This is a genomic window from Citrobacter sp. Cb041 (genome assembly GCF_030336655.1).
Taxonomy (GTDB): domain Bacteria; phylum Pseudomonadota; class Gammaproteobacteria; order Enterobacterales; family Enterobacteriaceae; genus Citrobacter; species Citrobacter braakii.
This window is the reverse complement of record NZ_JAOWDD010000036.1, coordinates 409,037-430,404: the sequence shown is the minus strand read 5'-3', so window position 1 is coordinate 430,404 and position 21,368 is coordinate 409,037. Positions and strand designations below refer to the sequence as shown.

Here is a 21,368-nt window from a genome sequence, read left to right as displayed (position 1 = left end):
GGTTACCTCTACTCAAATTCATCCCAGCCATCCAGTTGACGTCGCTCTTGCTGCATCTCTCGTTGGAAAATCTCCTCAAGCTCGCGCCGGGCTTCCCTGGCTCGGGAGATTTGTACCGTATCCGTGTGCATGGGGATCAGTTCCCGCAACATGCGCATATCCAGCCGCCGAAAATGCAGCTGAGCGCGCTGAGCCTGGTGCGGATGCATCCCTAGCGTAACCAGCGTTTTTCGCCCTAACTCCAGCGCACTGGAAAACGTTTCGCGGGAAAACTGCGTCACACCAGCCTGTAATAACTCATGCGCCTCTACACGTCCGCGCGCACGCGCAAGAATATGCAAATGCGGAAAATACTGTTGGCACAGCTCCACCAGCTTCATAGTGTCTTCAGGTTCATTACAGGTAATAACAATAGACTGTGCGGCTTCTGCACCCGCGGAACGCAACAGATCCACCTGCGTGGCATCACCGTAATAGACCTTATAGCCATATTTGCGCATTAGATTCACTGCGCTGATATCTCTTTCCAGGACGGTAATACGCATTTTATTGGCCATCAACAGACGACCAATAACCTGACCAAAGCGCCCGAAACCCACCACAATTACCTGCGGTTTATCATCTTCCACCCAGGGTTTTTCATCTTCTTCATCCGTGCCATTAAACTGGCGGGAGAGCCATTTATCAATCAACTTCATCACCAGCGGCGTGGTCATCATCGACAGCGTGACGGTCACCAACAACAGCGCCATTTGGTCACCCTGGAACAGCCGTTGGGAAGAGGCCGTTGAAAACAGCACGAAAGCGAATTCACCGCCCTGACTTAAAACCCCGGCAAACTGCATCCGTTCTGAGCTTCTCATGCCGTTAAGACGCGCCAGTACATACAGCACCAGCATTTTTACGACCACCAGCACCATCACGCTCGCCGCCACCCATAAAATATGGGTATAGAGCACGCCAAGGTTAAGCGACATACCTACGGAGATAAAAAACAGGCCAAGCAACAGGCCTTTAAACGGATCGATTGCCGTTTCCAGCTCATGTCGGTATTCGCTTTCCGCCAGCAGAACGCCCGCTATAAAGGTCCCCAGCGCCATCGACAGACCCAGCGCATCCATAAATAAAGCAGAACCCAGCACTAACAGCAGCGTGGCGGCGGTGAACACTTCCCGCACGCCAGAATCCGCAATAAAGCGGAAAACCGGACGCAGCAAATAGCGCCCGCCAATCAGCATGCCGGCAAAGGCCAGCACCTTCATCCCCACTTTGATCCAGTCAAAATGTTCGTCAGCAGACCCCGCCAGCAGCGGAACCAGCGCCAACGCGGGGATCACCGCCAGATCCTGAAACAGCAGCACCGAAAAGCCCAGCTGTCCGGATTCACTGCGATTCATGCCTTTTTCGCGCATCAACTGTAGCGCCATAGCGGTGGATGACATCGCCAGACCAATGCCGCCAACCACTGCCGCCTGCCAGGAGAACGCTGTAAGCATCAGTAGCCCTGCCAGCACGACCGCGCTTAGCATCACCTGCGCGGCGCCGACGCCAAAAATTGAACGCCGCAATTGCCACAGTTTGGCTGGATTAAGTTCCAGCCCAATGATGAACATCAGAAAAACTACGCCCAGTTCGGAAAAGTGTAAGATTTCATCCACATCGCTGATGAACCCTAATCCCCATGGGCCGATAGCAATCCCCGCCAGCAAGTAACCCAGCACCGGACCGATACCCAGTTTTGAGGCCAGAGGAACGGCAGCCACCGCCGCGAAGAGGAACAACACGCCGGCAGTCAATAAATCAGAACCTTCCATCAGCGGCCTCCCACAGGGATCGGATTCGTCAGCCAGTCACCATACGCTTTCGCATGGCTGTCCAGCTCCTGTTTCGTTTGCCGTCTGGCCCAGTAGACAATGATAGGGCTCATCCAGTGCATGCGGCACATACCGGCCGTTAGCTCAAAAGGGCGCAGTACATCGCTCATTGGATAACGGTTTAGCGCGTCGTAGCGGTAGGCGCTTTCCGGCTCGCCGGTAGTGATAACGCTCCGCCAGTACTTTCCCGCCAGTTGATTCCCCCCGGGGCCGCTGGCAAATCCTCGGCTCAGTACGCGGTCAAGCCACTCCTTTAACAACGCCGGGCAGCTATAGGTGTAGAGCGGATGCTGAAAAACAATCACATCATGCTCGCGCAGCAGCGCCTGCTCATGCGGAATGTCGATAAAAAAGTCAGGATAGTGCGCGTACAGGTCGTGCACGGTAACATTGCTGAGCTGCATGGCCGGTTTAAGCAGTACCCGGTTAGCGACCGAGTCCTGAGATTCCGGATGGGCATACAGCAGCAAGACTTTCGCTGGCTGGAACATCATCCCCCTCCCGGTTTTGTCTTTTGTCTATTTTCGACGTTTTGGGCTACCATTGCGCCTCGGTGCGGCAAATGGCCCACACATTACATTATCATAATGATAAATTAACATAGTCTGAACATACGGCGCCTTATGATTGTTTTCTCATCGTTACAAATTCGTCGCGGCGTGCGCGTCTTGCTGGAAAATGCCACGGCCACCATTAATCCAGGGCAGAAAGTTGGCCTGGTAGGTAAAAATGGCTGCGGTAAATCTACCCTGCTGGCATTGCTGAAAAATGAACTTAGCGCCGACGCCGGAGGATTTACTTATCCGGGAAACTGGCAGCTCGCGTGGGTTAATCAGGAAACGCCTGCGTTGCCACAGCCGGCGTTGGAGTATGTGATTGACGGCGACCGCGAGTATCGTCAACTGGAAGCACAGTTGAACGATGCCAACGAACGTAACGATGGACATGCCATTGCCACCGTCCATGGCAAGCTGGATGCCATCGACGCCTGGACCGTGCGCTCACGCGCCGCCAGCCTGCTGCATGGCCTCGGCTTCTCCAACGAACAGCTTGAACGTCCCGTCAGCGATTTCTCCGGTGGCTGGCGTATGCGTCTCAACCTGGCTCAGGCGCTGATTTGCCGTTCAGACCTGCTGCTGCTCGATGAACCGACCAACCACCTCGATCTCGACGCGGTGATCTGGCTGGAAAGATGGCTGAAAAGCTATCAGGGCACGCTGATTTTGATCTCCCACGACCGCGACTTCCTCGACCCGGTGGTGGATAAAATTATTCATATCGAACAGCAAACGATGTTCGAGTACACCGGCAACTACAGCGCGTTTGAAATCCAGCGTGCGACCCGCCTCGCACAGCAACAGGCAATGTACGAAAGCCAGCAGGAGCGCGTGGCGCATCTGCAAAGCTATATCGATCGTTTCCGCGCCAAAGCCACCAAAGCAAAGCAGGCGCAGAGCCGTATCAAAATGCTGGAACGCATGGAGCTGATTGCCCCTGCGCACGTGGACAACCCGTTCCACTTCAGCTTCCGCGAGCCGGAAAGCCTGCCGAACCCGCTGTTAAAGATGGAAAAGGTCAGCGCCGGCTACGGCGACCGCGTCATTCTCGATTCGATCAAACTGAATCTGGTGCCAGGGTCTCGCATCGGCCTGCTCGGACGCAACGGCGCGGGTAAATCTACGCTGATTAAGCTGCTGGCCGGCGAACTGGCCCCCATCAGCGGCGAGATTGGCCTGGCAAAAGGCATCAAGCTGGGTTACTTCGCACAGCACCAGCTGGAGTTTTTACGCGCCGATGAATCACCTATTCAGCACCTGGCGCGCATGGCGCCGCAGGAGCTGGAGCAGAAACTGCGAGACTACCTCGGCGGATTCGGCTTCCAGGGCGATAAAGTCAGCGAAGAGACTCGCCGCTTCTCCGGAGGTGAAAAAGCGCGTCTGGTGCTGGCATTGATCGTCTGGCAGCGCCCGAACCTGCTGCTGCTTGATGAACCGACCAACCACCTGGATTTGGATATGCGTCAGGCGCTGACCGAAGCGCTGATCGATTTCGAAGGCGCGCTGGTTGTGGTCTCGCACGACCGTCACCTGATTCGCTCCACTACCGATGACCTCTATCTGGTGCACGACAAGAAAGTCGAGCCGTTTGATGGCGATCTTGAGGATTATCAGCAGTGGCTGAGCGATGTGCAAAAACAGGAAAACCAGAGCGACGAACCGGCAAAAGAGAGCGTTAACAGCGCCCAGGCACGTAAAGACCAGAAGCGTCGCGAAGCTGAACTACGCACCCTGACGCAACCGCTACGTAAAGAGATTACCCGTCTGGAAAAAGAGATGGAGAAACTGCACGCACAGTTGGCGCAGGCGGAAGAAAAACTCGGCGATAGCGAGCTGTACGACCAAAGCCGCAAAGCCGAACTCACGGCATGCTTGCAGCAGCAGGCCAGTGCGAAATCCGGACTGGAAGAGTGCGAGATGGCCTGGCTGGAGGCTCAGGAACTGCTTGAGCAGATGCTGGCCGAGTAATCATGAGTGCCGGATAAGGCGAAGCCGCCATCCGGCACTATAGCCGATGATTGCCTGCTGACTGACTCGCGACAAAATCACATATTGGCTAACCCGCACGCGCTGTGCGCGGTATAGTTATTCTTTCCGATTATTAATTGCTCTGGTGTTATGGTTGAAATCACGTCCACAGAAATAACTCCACATACCGACGATTCACGAGAATTCCGTCCGATGCGCGGTATCAGTAACCGCCATCTGCAGACGATGCTACCGCGTTTAATTCGCCGCAAGGTGAAATTCGACGCCCACTGGCAGCGTCTGGAATTGCCCGACGGTGATTTTGTCGATCTGGCATGGAGTGAAGACCCGCAACAGGCGAAACATAAACCGCGCCTGGTGGTTTTTCACGGTCTGGAAGGCAGTCTGAACAGCCCGTACGCACATGGCCTGATTGAAGCAGCGCAAAAGCGCGGCTGGCTGGGCGTGGTGATGCATTTTCGCGGCTGCAGCGGCGAACCCAATCGTCTGAACCGTATTTATCACTCCGGTGAAACAGAAGATGGCACCTGGTTTTTACACTGGCTGGCACGTGAGTTCGGTCGCGTGCCGACCGCGGCGGTAGGCTATTCGCTCGGTGGAAACATGCTGGCCTGCCTGCTGGCAAAAGAAGGTACTGAGATTCCAATTGATGCCGCGGTTATCGTTTCCGCGCCTTTCGTGCTGGAAGCCTGTAGTTACCATATGGACAAGGGATTCTCCCGGGTCTATCAGCGCTACCTGCTAAACCTGTTGAAAGCCAATGCCTCGCGCAAGCTAGAGGCATATCCAGGCTCGCTGCCGGTGAGTCTGGGCCAGTTGAAATCTCTGCGTCGCATTCGCGATTTTGACGATCTGATCACCGCAAAAATCCACGGTTTCGCCGATGCTATAGACTATTACCGTCAGTGTAGCGCTATGCCGTTGCTCAACCAGATTGCCAAACCCACGCTGATTATCCATGCCAAGGACGATCCGTTTATGGATCATCACGTGATCCCTAAACCAGAAAATCTGCCCTCACAGGTAGAGTATCAACTGACGGAACACGGCGGCCACGTCGGATTCATTGGCGGCACGGTGCGCCGTCCTGAGATGTGGCTGGAATCCAGAATCCCGGACTGGCTGACAACGTATCTGGAGGCATCATCATGATCATCCCCTGGCAAGACATCTCCCCGGACGCGCTGGACAATCTGATTGAAAGCTTTGTCTTGCGCGAAGGCACCGATTATGGTGAACATGAACGCTCGCTCGAACAAAAAGTCGCCGACGTCAAACGCCAACTACAATCTGGTGAAGCCGTGCTGGTATGGTCCGAACTGCATGAAACGGTCAACATTATGCCGAGGAAGCAGATTCACGAGTAATCCGTAGCCGACGGCCGACTATAATAAAAATTCAACCTATTCATGGAGTTGTTATGTCTGCCAAACATCCGGTGATTGCGGTAACAGGGTCCAGCGGCGCGGGGACCACCACCACCAGCCTCGCGTTTCGTAAAATTTTCGCGCAGTTAAATCTGCGCGCCGCCGAGGTGGAAGGTGACAGTTTTCATCGTTATACCCGTCCGGAAATGGACATGGCGATTCGCAAAGCGCGCGATGCCGGGCGGCATATCAGCTATTTCGGCCCCGAAGCTAATGACTTCGGTCTGCTGGAGCAAACCTTCATCGAATACGGCCAGACGGGCAAAGGTCAGTCGCGAAAATATCTGCACACTTACGATGAGGCCGTACCGTGGAATCAGGTTCCGGGTACATTTACGCCCTGGCAGCCGCTGCCTGAACCGACGGATGTCCTGTTCTATGAAGGACTGCACGGCGGCGTCGTAACCCCACAGCAAAACGTGGCCCGGCATGTCGATCTGCTGGTTGGCGTAGTGCCGATCGTGAACCTGGAATGGATTCAGAAGCTGACCCGCGATACCAGCGAGCGGGGACACTCGCGCGAAGCGGTGATGGACTCGGTGGTGCGCTCAATGGACGATTATATCAATTACATTACGCCGCAGTTTTCCCGTACGCATATTAACTTCCAGCGCGTACCGACCGTTGATACCTCCAACCCCTTTGCCGCCAAAAGTATTCCATCACTGGATGAAAGCTTTGTCGTGATTCATTTTCGGAACCTGGAAGGGATCGACTTTCCGTGGCTACTGGCCATGCTGCAGGGATCATTCATTTCCCATATCAATACGTTGGTTGTTCCGGGCGGGAAAATGGGTCTGGCGATGGAATTGATTATGCTGCCGCTGGTCCAGCGACTGATGGAAGGCAAAAAGATAGAGTAAGGTGTTATTTTGCCGGATGGCGGCTGATGCCTTATCCGGCCTACGCGTTTATATCCTGTAGGCCTGATAAGTGAAACGCCATCAGGCATCACATCACGAAGCAGCAACCACTTCATAGGAGTGGGTAATGTTCACCGCCTTTTCCAGCATCAGCGCCACAGAGCAATATTTTTCCGCAGAGAGATCGACTGCGCGCGAAACGGACGCATCTTTCAGATCGTTACCCGTTACGATGAAATGCAGGTTAATGTGGGTAAACAGGCGCGGCGCTTCATCACGACGCTCTGAGGTCAGTTTCACTTCGCAGTTGGTCACATCCTGACGGCCTTTTTGCAGGATCGAAACCACATCAATTGCACTGCAACCGCCCGCAGCCATTAATACCATTTCCATCGGGCTCGGCGCTTTATCACCGGAGTTACCGTCCATCAAAATTTGGTGACCAGAGGCGGACTCACCGAGGAAGGTTAACCCCTCAACCCACTTTACACGCGCTTGCATATTTCGTAACTCCAATGTTTCAATTTTCCTGACAGATTACGCGTACATAACAATTCTCGCAACGGAAGGCGACCTGCGTCATGCTGAAGCGAGACACCAGGAGACACACGGCGAAAGCTATGCTAAAACAGTCAGGATGCTACAGTAATACATTGACGTACTGCATGTATGCAGAGGACATCACATTACAGGCTGCAGTTAATTTTTGACAGCCCCTTTCCCAGGTAGCGGGAAGCATATTTTTGCAAACCCAGAGGCAGCGTCGTTTTCTGGCTCTGGAGACAGCTTATAACAGAGGATAACCGCGCATGGTGCTTGGCAAACCGCAAACAGACCCGACTCTCGAATGGTTCTTGTCTCATTGCCATATTCATAAGTACCCATCGAAGAGCACGCTGATTCACCAGGGTGAAAAAGCGGAAACGTTGTATTACATCGTTAAAGGCTCAGTGGCAGTGCTGATCAAAGATGAAGAAGGGAAAGAAATGATCCTTTCTTATCTGAATCAGGGCGATTTTATTGGTGAATTAGGCCTCTTCGAAGAAGGTCAGGAACGTAGCGCCTGGGTACGTGCCAAAACCGCATGTGAAGTCGCTGAAATTTCCTACAAAAAATTTCGCCAATTAATCCAGGTCAACCCGGATATTCTGATGCGCCTGTCTTCACAGATGGCTCGTCGCCTGCAGGTCACGTCTGAAAAAGTCGGCAACCTTGCCTTCCTCGACGTAACGGGTCGTATCGCGCAGACTCTGCTGAATCTGGCGAAACAGCCTGATGCGATGACCCACCCGGACGGCATGCAGATTAAAATCACCCGTCAGGAAATCGGCCAGATCGTTGGCTGCTCCCGTGAGACCGTTGGTCGTATTCTGAAGATGCTGGAAGATCAAAACCTGATCTCCGCACACGGTAAGACCATCGTCGTCTACGGCACCCGTTAACCCCATCGAAGTGGCGCGTTACTCAGTGATGCGCCACTTTTGTTTACACCGATGTGGCGAAGACTGATATACCACCCAGAGATCAACTACGCACTACGGCAGACGCTGGTGCTATGTTTACCTGTGGCTGTTGGTCTGATCATCGGTCAGCTTCATCTGGGACTCCTCTTCTCCCTGGTCCCTGCCTGCTGCAACATTGCTGGTCTTGATACCCCGCATAAGCGCTTTTTCAAACGTTTAGCTATTGGCGCGTCTTTGTTTGCCGGTTGCAGTCTGATCATGCAGTTGCTGCTGGCACAGGCCATACCGCTGCCGCTTATCCTCACCGGACTGACGCTGATTCTTGGCGTAACCGCCGAGCTCAGCCCTCTGCATGCCCGACTGTTACCGGCCTCACTTATCGCCGCGATTTTCACGCTAAGCCTGGTCGGGAACATGCCCGTCTGGGAACCGTTGCTGATCTATGCGCTGGGCACGTTATGGTACGGCCTGTTCAACTGGTTCTGGTTCTGGATGTGGCGCGAGCAGCCGCTCCGTGAATCGCTCAGCTTGTTGTACCGTGAATTAGCCGATTACTGTGAGGCCAAGTACAGCCTGCTGACCCAGCATGCCGATCCGGAAAAAGCGCTACCTCCCCTGCTGGTTCGCCAGCAGAAAGCGGTGGATCTGATTACCCAGTGCTACCAGCAAATGCATATGCTGTCGGCGCATCGCAACAACGATTACAAGCGCCTGCTGCGTGCCTTTCAGGAGGCACTGGACTTGCAGGAGCATATTTCCGTCAGCCTCCACCAGCCGGAAGAGGTGCAAAAGCTGGTCGAACGTAGCCACGCCGAACAGGTGATTCGCTGGAATGCGCGCACCGTCGCCGAACGCCTTCGGGTACTGGCCGATGATATTTTGTATCACCGCTTGCCGACCCGTTTCTCGATGGACAAGCAGATTGGCACGCTGGAGAAAATCGCCAACCAGCATCCGGACAATCCGGTGGGACAATTTTGCTACTGGCACTTCAGCCGTATTGCCCGCGTGCTACGCACCCAGCGACCGCTGTACGCCCGAGATTTAATGGCAGACAAGCAGCGTCGGTTGCCGCTGATCCCGGCCCTGAAAAACTATCTGTCGTTGAAATCGCCGGCGCTACGTAATGCCGGGCGCATCAGCGTCATGCTGAGTATCGCCAGCCTGATGGGCAGCGCTTTACACCTGCCAAAGCCTTACTGGATTTTGATGACGATCCTGTTCGTCACGCAAAATGGCTACGGAGCAACCCGGGTACGTATTTTACACCGTTCAGCAGGAACGCTCGTTGGACTGGTCATTGCCGGGGTCACCCTGCACTTCCATATTCAGGAAGGTTACACGCTGGCAGGCATGCTGCTGATTACCCTGGGTAGCTATCTGATCATGCGCAAAAACTACGGCTGGGCTACCGTCGGCTTTACGGTCACGGCGGTATACACCCTGCAACTGCTGACGCTGAACGGAGAACAGTTTATCGTGCCGCGGTTTGTCGATACGGTTATTGGCTGCTTAATCGCCTTTGGCGGTACACTCTGGCTGTGGCCGCAGTGGCAGAGCGGCCTGCTGCGTAAGAACGCCCATGATGCGTTAGAAGCCGATCAGGAGGCCATTCGCCTGATCCTCAGTAACGATCCGCAGGCCACGCCGCTGGCGTATCAACGCATGCGGGTCAATCAGGCGCATAACACGTTGTTCAACTCACTGAACCAGGCGATGCAGGAGCCAGGATTCAACTCGCACTACCTGGCGGACATGAAACTGTGGGTCACGCACAGCCAGTTCATCGTCGAGCACATCAACGCGATGACCACACTGGCAAGGGAACACACAATGCTGACGCCGGATTTAGCGCAGCGGTATCTGGAATCCTGTGAAATTGCGCTCCAGCGCTGTCAGCAGCGGCTGGAATATGACGGACCGGGAAGCTCAGGCGATGTGAATATTCTCGAAGCGCCAGAGATGCTGTCCCACGGTCCGTTAAGCACCCTTGAGCAGCATCTGCAACGGATACTGGGGCATCTGAACACCATGCACACCATTTCGTCGGTAGCATGGCGTCAGCGACCGCACCACGGAATCTGGCTGAGCCGCCGTCTGCGGGACATGAAAGGTTAAGATCGACTGCCGGATGCGCTGTGCTTATCCGGCAACAGGTAATCAGGCAACGACTTTCGCTACCGCTTGTGCGAAACGCTGCATCCCTTCATCGATATCCGCCTGCTCAACTACCAGCGACGGCGCGAAACGCATCACGTCCGGTCCGGCGTTGAGTACCATCACTCCTTCGTGCGCGGCGGCATACAGGAAATCGCGCGCCCGGCCTTTAAACTGCAGCTTCAGCTCGGCGCCAATCAGCAGCCCCATCCCGCGAATCTCGCTGAAAATGTCGAACTGTTGATCAATCTTGTGCAAATGCTGGACAAACGTCTGACGTTTGGCCTGAATACCTTCCAACACTTCCGGCGTGTTGATGATATCAAACGCGGCCCCCGCAACTGCGCAGGCCAGCGGATTGCCACCGTAAGTGGAACCGTGCGAACCCACGTGAAATGCGGAGGCAATCTCTTGGGTGGTCAGCACCGCGCTCACCGGGAAGCCGCCGCCGAGAGCCTTCGCGCTGGTGAGGATATCCGGCGTCACGCCGTAGTGCATATAGGCAAACAGATCGCCGGTACGGCCCATCCCGCTCTGCACTTCATCCAATACCAATAGCGCCTGGTGTTGGTCGCAAAGTTCACGCAAACCTTGCAGGAATTCCGGCGTTGCCGCGGTGACGCCACCTTCCCCCTGAATAGGCTCAACCACCACCGCACAGGTGTGATCGTCCATCACCGCTTTGACCGCATGCAGATCGTTAAACGGTACATGGATGATATCCGCTGGTTTTGGTCCAAAACCGTCAGAGTATTTTGGCTGCCCGCCGACGGACACGGTAAACAGCGAACGACCGTGAAACGCATTGTGGAAGGCAATGATTTTGGTTTTGAACGGGCTATGGCGCACGCAGGCATAGTGGCGCGCCAGCTTAAAGGCGGTTTCGTTAGCTTCGGTACCCGAGTTCATGAACAGCACGCGCTCGGCGAAGGTCGCATCAATGATTTTACGGCCCAGGCGCAACGCCGGTTCATTGGTGAAAACGTTGCTGGTATGCCACAGGGTTTCACCCTGGGTTTTTAACGCCTCCACCAGGGCCGGATGGCAATGCCCTAGTGCAGTAACTGCAATGCCGCCCGCGAAATCAACATACTCTTTGCCCTGTTGATCCCAGACTCGACTCCCTTTTCCTTTTACCGGGATAAACTCAGCCGGTGCATAAATCGGCAGAATCACTTCATCGAATGTCGCGCGCGTAATTGCAGTTTGTTCAGTTGCCATGTCATTGCCACCCTGTTAAGCAGAAATGTTAGTGAAATTATAATCACAAAATATGAATAAAAAATCACTGAATAGCAACCACAAATCACCGGTTGAGGAAATTAGCCAGCAGTTGATGCCCCTGCTCGCTGAGAATACTCTCCGGGTGAAACTGCACCCCTTCCATATCCCACTCGCGGTGACGAATGCCCATAATCTCCTGCGTTTCACTCCAGGCCGTCACCTCAAAGCAGTCAGGAAGCGTCGCGGGGGCAACCACCAGAGAATGGTAGCGCGTCACCGTTAATGGGTTGGCGAGCCCCTGAAAAACACCCTGCCCGTTATGCGTAATTGGCGAGGTTTTACCGTGCATCACTTGAGCTGCCCGAACCACTGTCGCGCCAAAGGCCTGCGCCATAGCCTGATGTCCCAGACAAACACCCAGCAGGGGTGTCTTGCCCGCGAAATGACGAATAACATCCAATGAGATCCCAGCGTCATCCGGCGTGCAGGGGCCTGGGGATATTACGATTTTTTGCGGGCTTAGCGCGTCGATTTGCGCCAGCGTCAGTTCGTCGTTGCGCCTGACAAGGACATCAGCGCCCAGTTCGCAGAAGTATTGGTACAGGTTCCAGGTAAAAGAATCATAGTTATCGATAAGCAGGATCATGGCGGCTCCGGTACATAAGAACCGCGCTATTCTACTCAGTTTCCGGGGCTTCGCTTACCACTTTACGAAATATCGCCCGAAGCGCAGACAGGTCACCCATCGCCCCACTCTGATTAGCCAGGTTCCACTCCTCAACCGGAATGTCATCCCAGCTCAATATATACCCAGCATGAATCGCTAACTGTTCGAAGAAAATTCGCTGCGCCAGACCGCTGCCAATACGAAACGGATGCAGCACGTTGATTTCGCAATAATAGTGCGCAAGACGATCCACAAACTTATCTTCCGGTAACCCCACCAACCAGGACTCGTCTTCCAGGTCCTGCATCAACACATTGCCCTCTTTCTCGATATAAGCGAAATGGCAAAAGCGGGTCTCGCCCTGGTAAATATCCACTTCTCGCAGATGTCCCGCCCAGTCAAAAATATCCCGATACAGTTGGCGATGAATGGCGCACAGATGCGGCAAGCCCCGTTTAAGCGGGCCTAATTCGATAGTGGCCGCACGCAGCGCCGTCAGTTCATACGCCGCCTGCGCCAGGCGCTGTGCCTGATGAATCCCCAGACGGTTACGCATGACATTCAGGCCCGGATACAAATAGGGATCGCGTCCATCACCGAATTTATCGCTCATAGTGCCCCCTCAACTCTTCAAGACGCGCCAGGGCGTCTTCCGTGCTCAGAGTCACCCGTGGAATATCCACGCCTTCCAGCCGCCGACTGGCCTGGAAATTGGCATTTCGCCGTTGTTCCCAGAGTCTGGACTTTTGTTTATCGGTGAGTTTTTTCACGTGACCTCCCTGAATGAGCCGACACTTGCCACAAGTATAAGCGGCAATTTCAGGTTACGCAGAGAAGGGAAAGAACGCGGACAGGAACTGCCCGCGCAAAAGACGTTTATGGCAGGACTTTGGCAGACAGGATAACAATCGGTTTTGACGGGACATTCTGGTAAGGACCAACATCATGGGTCTGCACCTGAGAGATCTTATCCGCGACATCCATACCTTTCACAACTTTACCGAAGACCGCGTACCCAAAGTCGCGCTGGCCGTGATCGAGGAACGCATTGTCTGCAATGTTGATAAAGAACTGGCTGGTCGCGCTGTCTTTATCTGCTGTACGCGCCATGGCAATCGTGCCGCGGGTATTACGCAGTCCGTTATCGGCTTCATTCTTGATTGGCGGGTTAGGTTTCTTCTGCTGCATCTGCTCGGTAAAACCGCCGCCCTGCACCATGAAGCCAGGGATCACGCGGTGGAACGTGGTGTTGTTATAGAAACCGCTGTTGACATAATCGACAAAGTTTTGCACTGAAACCGGGGCTTTCTGACTGTTCAGCTCCAGCTCAATGTTACCGGCAGAGGTTGTCAGCAGGACATGCGGGTCACCTTTTGCTGCCAGTGCTGCGGGAGAGAGAGCAGAAAGAGCGAGAACAGCTGCAACAGCCGCCAGAGTCGATTTGAGCATGAGAATTCCTTAACAAGAGCAGAAATGAAGCAAGTGAATTGATTCTAAAGAGCCTTCAAGAACAAGGCCATCCCTTTACTTAATTTTACGTACTTGAAACAAATGTAACCTTATAGCCTCAAGATTCAATGCGATCTAGATCACATAAAAAAATGTAACGAAGCAAGTAATTACCAATAAACATTTAAATGCATCACTAAAGCGCCTAAAATCTGCCCGCTCACGGTGCAGTCAATGCACCTAACACTTCTATACAGGCCAGTCATGACTAACAGCAATCGCATCAAGCTCACATGGATTAGCTTTCTCTCCTACGCCCTGACAGGCGCGTTGGTAATTGTCACCGGGATGGTGATGGGAAACATCGCAGATTACTTCCATTTGCCCGTTTCCAGTATGAGTAACACCTTCACCTTTCTGAATGCCGGCATTCTGATCTCTATTTTTCTGAATGCATGGCTGATGGAAATTGTGCCACTGAAAACCCAGTTGCGCTTTGGCTTTATCCTGATGGTTCTGGCGGTCGCCGGACTGATGCTCAGCCATAGCCTGGCCTTGTTCTCAGCCGCCATGTTTGTACTGGGTCTGGTGAGCGGTATCACCATGTCGATTGGTACGTTCCTGGTGACTCAGATGTACGAAGGTCGCCAGCGCGGTTCCCGCCTGCTGTTTACTGACTCCTTCTTCAGCATGGCCGGCATGATTTTCCCGATGGTGGCAGCATTCCTGTTAGCGCGCAGCATCGAATGGTATTGGGTTTATGCCTGCATCGGCCTGGTATACGTCGCCATTTTCCTGCTGACCTTCGGCTGCGAATTCCCGGCGCTGGGTAAACACGCACAGCAACCGGACGCGCCTGTGGTAAAAGAAAAATGGGGCATTGGCGTGCTGTTCCTGGCGATCGCCGCGCTGTGCTACATCCTCGGTCAGTTGGGCTTTATCTCCTGGGTGCCGGAATACGCCAAAAGTCTGGGCATGAGCCTGAACGACGCAGGTAAACTGGTCAGCGACTTCTGGATGTCTTACATGGTTGGCATGTGGGCATTTAGCTTTATCCTGCGTTTCTTCGATTTGCAGCGCATCCTGACCGTACTGGCGGGTGTGGCTACCGTCCTGATGTATCTGTTTATCACCGGTACGCCGGAGCATATGCCGTGGTTCATTCTGACGTTGGGCTTCTTCTCCAGCGCGATTTATACCACCATCATTACCCTCGGCTCCCAGCAGACGAAGGTCGCATCACCTAAACTGGTTAACTTCGTTCTGACCTGTGGCACCATCGGTACTATGCTCACTTTCGTGGTCACTGGCCCTATCGTGGCGCACAACGGTCCACTGGCGGCATTGCAGACGGCTAACGGCTTGTATGCGGTCGTATTCGTGATGTGCTTTATTCTTGGGTTCGTCACGCGTCATCGCCAGCATAACGCACCCGCAACGCATTAATCTGAGTGCCGGATGGCGATGCTAACGCATCTTATCCGGCCTACAAGACAAGCTGTTCGTAGGCCGGATAAGGCGCAGACGCCCTCCGGCCTATTCCCGCGACCTCTTCTTTCTCTGGTGCTGTAGGCCAATTCTTACAAAAACCCCTTAATTTGTACGCTATTTATACAAACACGAAAAGCCTGTTAATTCCGTAACTTATAAAAATGCAGTTAAATCAGCCATATACCTCTTAAGGAGTATATAAAGGCGAATTTGATTTGCATCAATAAGCGGGGTTGCTGAATCGTTAAGGTAGGCAGTAATAGAAAAGAAATCGAGGCAAAAATGAGCAAAGTCAGACTCGCTATTATCGGTAATGGTATGGTCGGCCATCGCTTTATTGAGGATCTTCTTGATAAATCCGACGCTGCCAATTTTGATATTACCGTCTTCTGTGAAGAACCCCGCAAAGCGTACGACCGTGTCCATCTGTCGTCCTACTTCTCCCACCACACCGCCGAAGAACTTTCTCTGGTGCGTGAAGGATTCTACGAGAAGCATGGCGTTAAGGTGTTAGTGGGCGAGCGCGCAATCACCATCAACCGCCAGGAGAAGGTGATCCACTCCAGCGCGGGTCGTACGGTCTATTACGATAAGCTGATCATGGCGACAGGCTCTTATCCGTGGATCCCACCGATTAAAGGTTCGGAAACCCAAGACTGCTTCGTTTACCGCACCATCGAAGACCTCAACGCCATTGAGTCTTGCGCGCGCCGTAGCAAACGCGGTGCCGTCGTCGGCGGTGGCCTGCTGGGTCTGGAAGCCGCCGGTGCGCTGAAAAGCCTCGGCGTTGAAACCCACGTGATTGAATTTGCCCCGATGCTGATGGCCGAACAGCTGGATCACATGGGTGGCGAGCAGTTACGTCGCAAAATTGAAAGCATGGGCGTGCGTGTCCACACCAGCAAAAACACTAAAGAGATCGTCCAGGAAGGCACCGAAGCGCGCAAAACCATGCGTTTTGCCGACGGTAGCGAACTGGAAGTCGATTTCATCGTCTTTTCTACCGGTATTCGCCCACGCGACAAACTGGCCACCCAATGCGGCCTCGACGTTGCGCCGCGCGGTGGTATTGTGATTAACGATACTTGCCAGACTTCTGATCCGGACATCTATGCCATCGGCGAATGCGCCAGTTGGAACAACCGCGTGTATGGCCTGGTCGCTCCAGGCTACAAAATGGCGCAGGTTGCCGTTGACCATATTCTCGAAACCGAAAACGCCTTTGAAGGCGCGGATCTGAGCGCCAAGCTGAAGCTGCTTGGTGTTGACGTCGGCGGGATTGGCGACGCGCATGCGCGCACGCCGGGCGCCCGTAGCTACGTCTATCTCGACGAAAGCAAAGAAGTCTACAAACGCCTCATCGTTAGCGAAGATAACAAAACCCTGCTCGGGGCGGTTTTAGTCGGTGACACCAGCGATTACGGCAACCTGCTGCAGCTGGTGCTGAACGCCATCGAACTGCCGGAAAACCCAGACTCACTGATTCTGCCAGCTCACGCGGGCAGCGGTAAGCCGTCTATCGGTGTCGATAAACTGCCGGACAGCGCGCAGATTTGCTCCTGCTTCGACGTCACCAAAGGCATGCTGATCGCCGCTATCAACAAAGGCTGCCACACCGTTGCGGCGCTGAAAGCTGAAACCAAAGCTGGTACCGGCTGCGGCGGGTGTATCCCGTTGGTAACGCAGGTCCTGAACGCTGAACTGGCGAAACAGGGGATCGAAGTTAACAACAACCTGTGTGAACACTTCCCGTACTCGCGTCAGGAACTGTTCCATCTGATCCGTGTAGAAGGAATTAAAACCTTCGAAGAGCTGCTGGCAAAACACGGGAAAGGCTACGGCTGTGAAGTGTGTAAACCAACCGTAGGTTCCCTGCTGGCCTCCTGCTGGAATGAGTACATCCTCAAACCACAGCACACGCCGCTGCAGGACACTAACGACAACTTCCTGGCGAACATCCAGAAAGACGGTACCTACTCCGTGATCCCGCGCTCCGCGGGCGGAGAAATAACTCCTGAAGGCCTCGTGGCCGTGGGCCGTATCGCGCGTGAATTTAACCTGTATACCAAAATCACCGGTTCTCAGCGTATCGGCCTGTTCGGCGCGCAAAAAGATGACCTGCCGGAAATCTGGCGTCAGCTGATTGAAGCGGGCTTTGAAACCGGTCACGCATACGCCAAAGCCCTGCGGATGGCGAAAACCTGCGTAGGCAGTACCTGGTGCCGTTATGGCGTCGGCGATAGCGTCGGATTCGGCGTGGAGCTGGAAAACCGCTACAAGGGCATTCGTACCCCGCACAAAATGAAATTCGGCGTCTCCGGCTGTACCCGTGAATGTGCGGAAGCTCAGGGCAAAGATGTGGGTATCATCGCCACTGAGAAAGGCTGGAACTTGTACGTTTGCGGTAACGGCGGGATGAAACCTCGTCATGCAGACCTGCTGGCAGCGGATATCGACCGCGAAACGCTGCTCAAATACCTTGATCGTTTCATGATGTTCTACATCCGTACCGCTGACAAACTGACCCGAACCGCACCATGGTTAGACAACCTGGAAGGCGGTATCGAATATCTGAAATCGGTCATCATCGACGACAAACTGGGGCTAAACCAGCACCTGGAAGAAGAGATGGCCCGTCTGCGTGAAGCGGTGGTCTGCGAGTGGACAGAGACGGTTAACACCCCATCCGCACAGGTTCGCTTCAAACACTTTATCAACAGCGATCAACGCGATCCGAATGTCCAGGTTGTGCCTGAACGTGAACAACATCGTCCGGCCACGCCCTATGAGCGTATCCCGGTGACTCTGGTGGAGGAAAACGCATGAGCCAGTGGAAAAACATCTGCAAAATCGATGACATTCTGCCTGCAACAGGCGTCTGCGCCCTGTTAGGTAGCGAGCAAGTTGCGATTTTCCGCCCGTATCACAGCGACCAGGTGTTTGCGATCAGCAACATCGACCCATTCTTTGAATCCAGCGTGCTTTCTCGTGGGCTGATTGCTGAACATCAGGGCGAATTGTGGGTCGCCAGCCCGCTGAAAAAACAGCGCTTTCGCTTAAGCGACGGTCTGTGCATGGAAGACGAACAGTTCTCCGTGAAACATTACGAAGCCCGAGTGAAAGACGGCATGGTGCAACTGCGCGGTTAATAACTTTTTGGGAGGCGCAACGCCTCCCCTTTTTTGACGTATTTGTAGGTCTTTTATTTGTAGACCTGATAAGCGTAGCGCTATCAGGCCTACGGTTACGATTTCTTTTTATTGTTTGTACTTCAAGGATAATCAACACATGTTCACAGACACTATCAATAAGTGTGCGGCTAACGCTGCGCGCATCGCACGCCTGTCGGCTAATAACCCGCTCGGATTCTGGGTCAGTTCGGCAATGGCGGGGGCCTACGTCGGTCTCGGCATCATTCTTATTTTCACCCTCGGTAATCTGCTCGACCCGTCCGTTCGTCCTCTGGTAATGGGTGCAACCTTTGGTATCGCTTTAACGCTGGTCATTATTGCCGGTTCGGAACTGTTTACCGGTCACACCATGTTCCTGACGCTCGGCGTCAAAGCGGGCACCATCAGTCACGGTCAGATGTGGGCTATTTTGCCGCAAACCTGGCTGGGTAATCTGGTCGGATCCGTGTTTGTCGCTCTGCTTTATAGTTGGGGCGGCGGTAGCCTGCTGCCGGTCGATACCAGCATCGTCCATTCGGTGGCGTTGGCGAAAACTACCGCGCCAGCAACGGTGCTGTTCTTTAAAGGCGCACTGTGTAACTGGTTGGTTTGTCTGGCTATCTGGATGGCAATTCGTACCGAGGGCGCAGCAAAATTCCTCGCTATCTGGTGGTGTCTGCTGGCGTTTATCGCTTCCGGTTACGAGCACTCGGTTGCCAACATGACGCTGTTTGCCCTCTCCTGGTTCGGCCACCACAGCGAAGCCTATACCCTGTCAGGAATTGGTCATAACCTGTTGTGGGTGACACTCGGTAATACTTTGTCCGGTGTCGTATTCATGGGATTGGGTTATTGGTATGCTACGCCAAAATCGGAGCGTCCTGTTCCGGCAAAAATTAACCAGCCAGAGGCTACTGCCAATAATTAAGGGGTAATGTCGTGGATCATTTGCCTATATTTTGTCAACTACGTGACCGCGACTGCTTGATCGTCGGCGGTGGTGATGTCGCAGAACGCAAAGCGCGGTTACTGCTGGAAGCGGGCGCCCGTATAACGGTTAATGCGCTGGCGTTTATTCCGCAGTTCACCGTATGGGCAGATGAAGGCATGCTGACGCTGGTTGAGGGACCGTTCGACGAGTCCCTGCTCGACACCTGCTGGCTGGCTATTGCCGCCACCGATGACGATGCCGTCAACCAAAGCGTCAGCACCGCCGCAGAATCACGTCGTATTTTCTGCAACGTGGTCGATGCGCCAAAAGCAGCCAGTTTTATCATGCCCTCCATTATCGACCGCTCGCCGCTGATGGTGGCGGTCTCCTCCGGCGGTACATCGCCGGTGCTTGCCCGTCTGCTACGTGAAAGACTTGAATCTGTGCTGCCTCAGCATCTGGGCCAGGTCGCGCAATATGCAGGCAAGTTACGCGCCCGAGTGAAAGAACAGTTTGCCAGCATGGGTGAACGTCGCCGCTTCTGGGAAAAATTGTTCGTGAATGACCGCCTGGCGCAATCGCTGGCGAACAGTGACCAGAAAGCAGTCGAGGAAACCACCGAGCAGTTGCTCAGCGAACCGTTGGACCATCGAGGCGAAGTAGTGCTGGTTGGCGCCGGTCCTGGCGATGCCGGGCTGCTGACGCTGAAAGGTCTACAGCAGATCCAGCAAGCGGATGTCGTGGTTTATGACCGTCTGGTATCCGACGACATCATGAACCTTGTACGCCGCGATGCCGACCGGGTGTTCGTCGGTAAACGCGCGGGCTACCACTGTGTACCGCAGGAAGAAATTAACCAGATCCTGCTGCGTGAAGCGCAACAGGGCAAACGCGTCGTGCGCCTGAAAGGTGGCGACCCGTTCATCTTTGGCCGTGGTGGCGAAGAGCTGGAAACCCTGTGCCATGCCGGTATTCCATTCTCCGTTGTGCCAGGTATTACCGCAGCATCCGGTTGTTCCGCCTATTCCGGCATTCCACTGACCCATCGTGATTACGCCCAGAGTGTACGTCTGGTCACCGGGCATCTGAAAACCGGCGGTGAGCTGGACTGGGAAAACCTGGCAGCAGAGAAACAGACGCTGGTGTTCTACATGGGCCTCAATCAGGCGGCGACTATCCAGGAAAAACTGATCGAATTCGGCATGCAACCCGATATGTCTGTCGCGCTGGTAGAAAACGGTACCTCCGTGAAGCAACGCGTTGTTAACGGGGTGCTTTCGCAACTCGGAGAACTGGCGCAGCAGGTTGAAAGCCCGGCGCTGATTATCGTCGGCCGCGTGGTTGGACTACGCGATAAGCTGAACTGGTTCTCGAACCATTAATTGAATGCTTAAAAATGCCCTGATATTGGACTGTCCCCATAAAGTTGGACAGTTCATATTCAGGGCATTTATTTATCTTCCGATAAAAATAAATAACCGATATACGCTATATACTCGCCTCAGTAGCCCAACCGTCAATCATTAATTAAATGTATTTTTAAAACATTTAAATTCATTAAAAGCATATTTTATATAAAACTTGTTATGTCCTAATCCGGACTACTTTAAGTTTATTTTAGTTGATATCTTAACCGCCGAGAAATGGATTTCATCCATTTAAAAATAGATATCTTACAAGGATTTTAACATGCTGAAATTTGCAAAAATCACTATCGTTGCTGGTGTTCTGGCTACGCTGACCGCGTGTACTGGTCATGTCGATAACAAAAAAGATAACTGCACCTACGATTACTTCCTGCATCCGGCAATTTCTATTTCTAAAATTATTGGTGGCTGTGGCCCGGCTGCAGATCTGTAACAGAAGCGATTGCGCAGATACAAAAAAACCGGGAAATCCCCGGTTTTTTTATTTATTGGTTTGATGCTCATTCACACGCTACCGCACTTCTCGCCGAGCAGGTAGCGGGCCAGGGTTGTCAGTCCCTCCTCTCTCTTGATAAATATCCGACGCATTTTATATTCTCAGTAAATTGAATATTTATATCTTCATTAAATTGATTGATATAAGGAAATATGCAAACGGCGAGGCGCTTCATATTTTTTT

Annotated in this window: 19 protein-coding genes and 2 pseudogenes; 12 read left to right on the top strand and 9 right to left on the bottom strand. The window is 53.5% G+C overall.

Annotated features, from left to right (window positions below):
• Positions 1-8: 8 nt before the first annotated feature.
• Together kefB and kefG are read right to left on the bottom strand one after the other, a co-directional pair.
• On the bottom strand, positions 9-1,814 hold the full coding sequence (kefB, locus tag OGV52_RS10705; protein ID WP_016154769.1) for a glutathione-regulated potassium-efflux system protein KefB: 1,806 nt from the start codon (positions 1,812-1,814) through the stop codon (positions 9-11).
• Positions 1,814-2,365 (bottom strand): glutathione-regulated potassium-efflux system ancillary protein KefG, encoded by a 552-nt coding sequence (gene kefG, locus OGV52_RS10700; RefSeq protein WP_146050129.1) that lies wholly within the window; start codon positions 2,363-2,365, stop codon positions 1,814-1,816. Before kefG ends, kefB begins: the two co-directional genes overlap by 1 nt.
• A 132-nt stretch (positions 2,366-2,497) precedes the next feature.
• Here kefG and OGV52_RS10695 point away from each other — a divergent pair, with 132 nt between their 5' ends.
• The 4 genes and pseudogenes from OGV52_RS10695 (at position 2,498) to OGV52_RS10680 (ending at position 6,710) form a co-directional block, all read left to right on the top strand.
• Positions 2,498-4,399: an ABC transporter ATP-binding protein gene (locus OGV52_RS10695; RefSeq protein WP_287108472.1), complete on the top strand. Its 1,902-nt coding sequence runs from the start codon at positions 2,498-2,500 to the stop codon at positions 4,397-4,399.
• 104 nt (positions 4,400-4,503) lie between these two features.
• Positions 4,504-5,572, top strand: a pseudogene (locus OGV52_RS10690) (hydrolase).
• Complete coding sequence (locus OGV52_RS10685) at positions 5,569-5,787, top strand: YheU family protein (RefSeq protein ID WP_003023615.1); 219 nt, start codon at positions 5,569-5,571, stop codon at positions 5,785-5,787. The pseudogene OGV52_RS10690 and the gene OGV52_RS10685 overlap by 4 nt, the downstream one beginning before the upstream one ends.
• A 53-nt stretch (positions 5,788-5,840) precedes the next feature.
• The gene (locus OGV52_RS10680; RefSeq protein ID WP_003827751.1) at positions 5,841-6,710 is read left to right on the top strand and encodes a phosphoribulokinase; all 870 of its coding nucleotides are present in this window, start codon (positions 5,841-5,843) and stop codon (positions 6,708-6,710) included.
• Positions 6,711-6,803: 93 nt separating this feature from the next.
• Here the strand turns inward: OGV52_RS10680 and OGV52_RS10675 are convergent, their stop codons facing one another.
• On the bottom strand, positions 6,804-7,211 hold the full coding sequence (locus OGV52_RS10675) for an OsmC family protein (RefSeq protein WP_016154773.1): 408 nt from the start codon (positions 7,209-7,211) through the stop codon (positions 6,804-6,806).
• A gap of 308 nt (positions 7,212-7,519) precedes the next feature.
• Here OGV52_RS10675 and crp point away from each other — a divergent pair, with 308 nt between their 5' ends.
• Together crp and OGV52_RS10665 are read left to right on the top strand one after the other, a co-directional pair.
• Positions 7,520-8,152, top strand: coding sequence for a cAMP-activated global transcriptional regulator CRP (crp, locus tag OGV52_RS10670; protein ID WP_000242758.1), 633 nt, complete (start codon positions 7,520-7,522; stop codon positions 8,150-8,152).
• A 51-nt stretch (positions 8,153-8,203) separates the two neighbouring features.
• On the top strand, positions 8,204-10,291 hold the full coding sequence (locus OGV52_RS10665; protein ID WP_016154774.1) for a YccS/YhfK family putative transporter: 2,088 nt from the start codon (positions 8,204-8,206) through the stop codon (positions 10,289-10,291).
• A gap of 42 nt (positions 10,292-10,333) precedes the next feature.
• Here OGV52_RS10665 and argD read toward each other — a convergent pair whose 3' ends face one another.
• The 5 genes from argD to ppiA all read right to left on the bottom strand — a co-directional run bounded on the left by argD (position 10,334) and on the right by ppiA (position 13,670).
• Positions 10,334-11,551: a bifunctional acetylornithine/succinyldiaminopimelate transaminase gene (argD, locus tag OGV52_RS10660; protein WP_200052031.1), complete on the bottom strand. Its 1,218-nt coding sequence runs from the start codon at positions 11,549-11,551 to the stop codon at positions 10,334-10,336.
• Positions 11,552-11,636: 85 nt separating this feature from the next.
• The gene (gene pabA / locus OGV52_RS10655) at positions 11,637-12,200 is read right to left on the bottom strand and encodes an aminodeoxychorismate synthase component 2 (RefSeq protein WP_047501474.1); all 564 of its coding nucleotides are present in this window, start codon (positions 12,198-12,200) and stop codon (positions 11,637-11,639) included.
• 31 nt (positions 12,201-12,231) lie between these two features.
• Entirely contained in the window at positions 12,232-12,834 is a 603-nt protein-coding gene (locus OGV52_RS10650) for a putative adenosine monophosphate-protein transferase Fic (RefSeq protein WP_047501472.1), read from the bottom strand.
• The gene (gene ficA / locus OGV52_RS10645) at positions 12,824-12,991 is read right to left on the bottom strand and encodes a FicA/YhfG family antitoxin (protein ID WP_016157626.1); all 168 of its coding nucleotides are present in this window, start codon (positions 12,989-12,991) and stop codon (positions 12,824-12,826) included. The genes OGV52_RS10650 and ficA overlap by 11 nt, the downstream gene beginning before the upstream one ends.
• A 106-nt stretch (positions 12,992-13,097) precedes the next feature.
• A complete protein-coding gene (ppiA, locus tag OGV52_RS10640) occupies positions 13,098-13,670 on the bottom strand; it encodes a peptidylprolyl isomerase A (RefSeq protein ID WP_003023595.1) in 573 nt (190 codons plus the stop codon).
• 264 nt (positions 13,671-13,934) lie between these two features.
• Here ppiA and tsgA point away from each other — a divergent pair, with 264 nt between their 5' ends.
• From tsgA to OGV52_RS10610, 6 genes are all read left to right on the top strand, one after another.
• Entirely contained in the window at positions 13,935-15,116 is a 1,182-nt protein-coding gene (gene tsgA, locus OGV52_RS10635; RefSeq protein WP_200049479.1) for an MFS transporter TsgA, read from the top strand.
• A gap of 327 nt (positions 15,117-15,443) precedes the next feature.
• Positions 15,444-17,987, top strand: a complete 2,544-nt coding sequence (nirB, locus tag OGV52_RS10630; protein ID WP_016154779.1) for an NADPH-nitrite reductase large subunit — start codon at positions 15,444-15,446, stop codon at positions 17,985-17,987.
• A complete protein-coding gene (gene nirD, locus OGV52_RS10625; RefSeq protein ID WP_047501470.1) occupies positions 17,984-18,310 on the top strand; it encodes a nitrite reductase small subunit NirD in 327 nt (108 codons plus the stop codon). Before nirB ends, nirD begins: the two co-directional genes overlap by 4 nt.
• A gap of 139 nt (positions 18,311-18,449) precedes the next feature.
• A complete protein-coding gene (gene nirC, locus OGV52_RS10620; protein WP_016154781.1) occupies positions 18,450-19,259 on the top strand; it encodes a nitrite transporter NirC in 810 nt (269 codons plus the stop codon).
• Positions 19,260-19,270: 11 nt separating this feature from the next.
• Positions 19,271-20,644 carry a siroheme synthase CysG gene (gene cysG / locus OGV52_RS10615; protein WP_016157628.1) on the top strand — a complete coding sequence of 458 codons (1,374 nt, stop codon included), beginning with the start codon at positions 19,271-19,273 and terminating at the stop codon, positions 20,642-20,644.
• Between the two features lie 307 nt (positions 20,645-20,951).
• Positions 20,952-21,122, top strand: a complete 171-nt coding sequence (locus tag OGV52_RS10610) for a YhfL family protein (protein ID WP_016154783.1) — start codon at positions 20,952-20,954, stop codon at positions 21,120-21,122.
• 77 nt (positions 21,123-21,199) lie between these two features.
• Here the strand turns inward: OGV52_RS10610 and OGV52_RS23555 are convergent.
• A pseudogene (locus OGV52_RS23555) lies at positions 21,200-21,277 on the bottom strand (hypothetical protein); the annotation flags it as partial.
• Between the last annotated feature and the right edge of the window lie 91 nt (positions 21,278-21,368).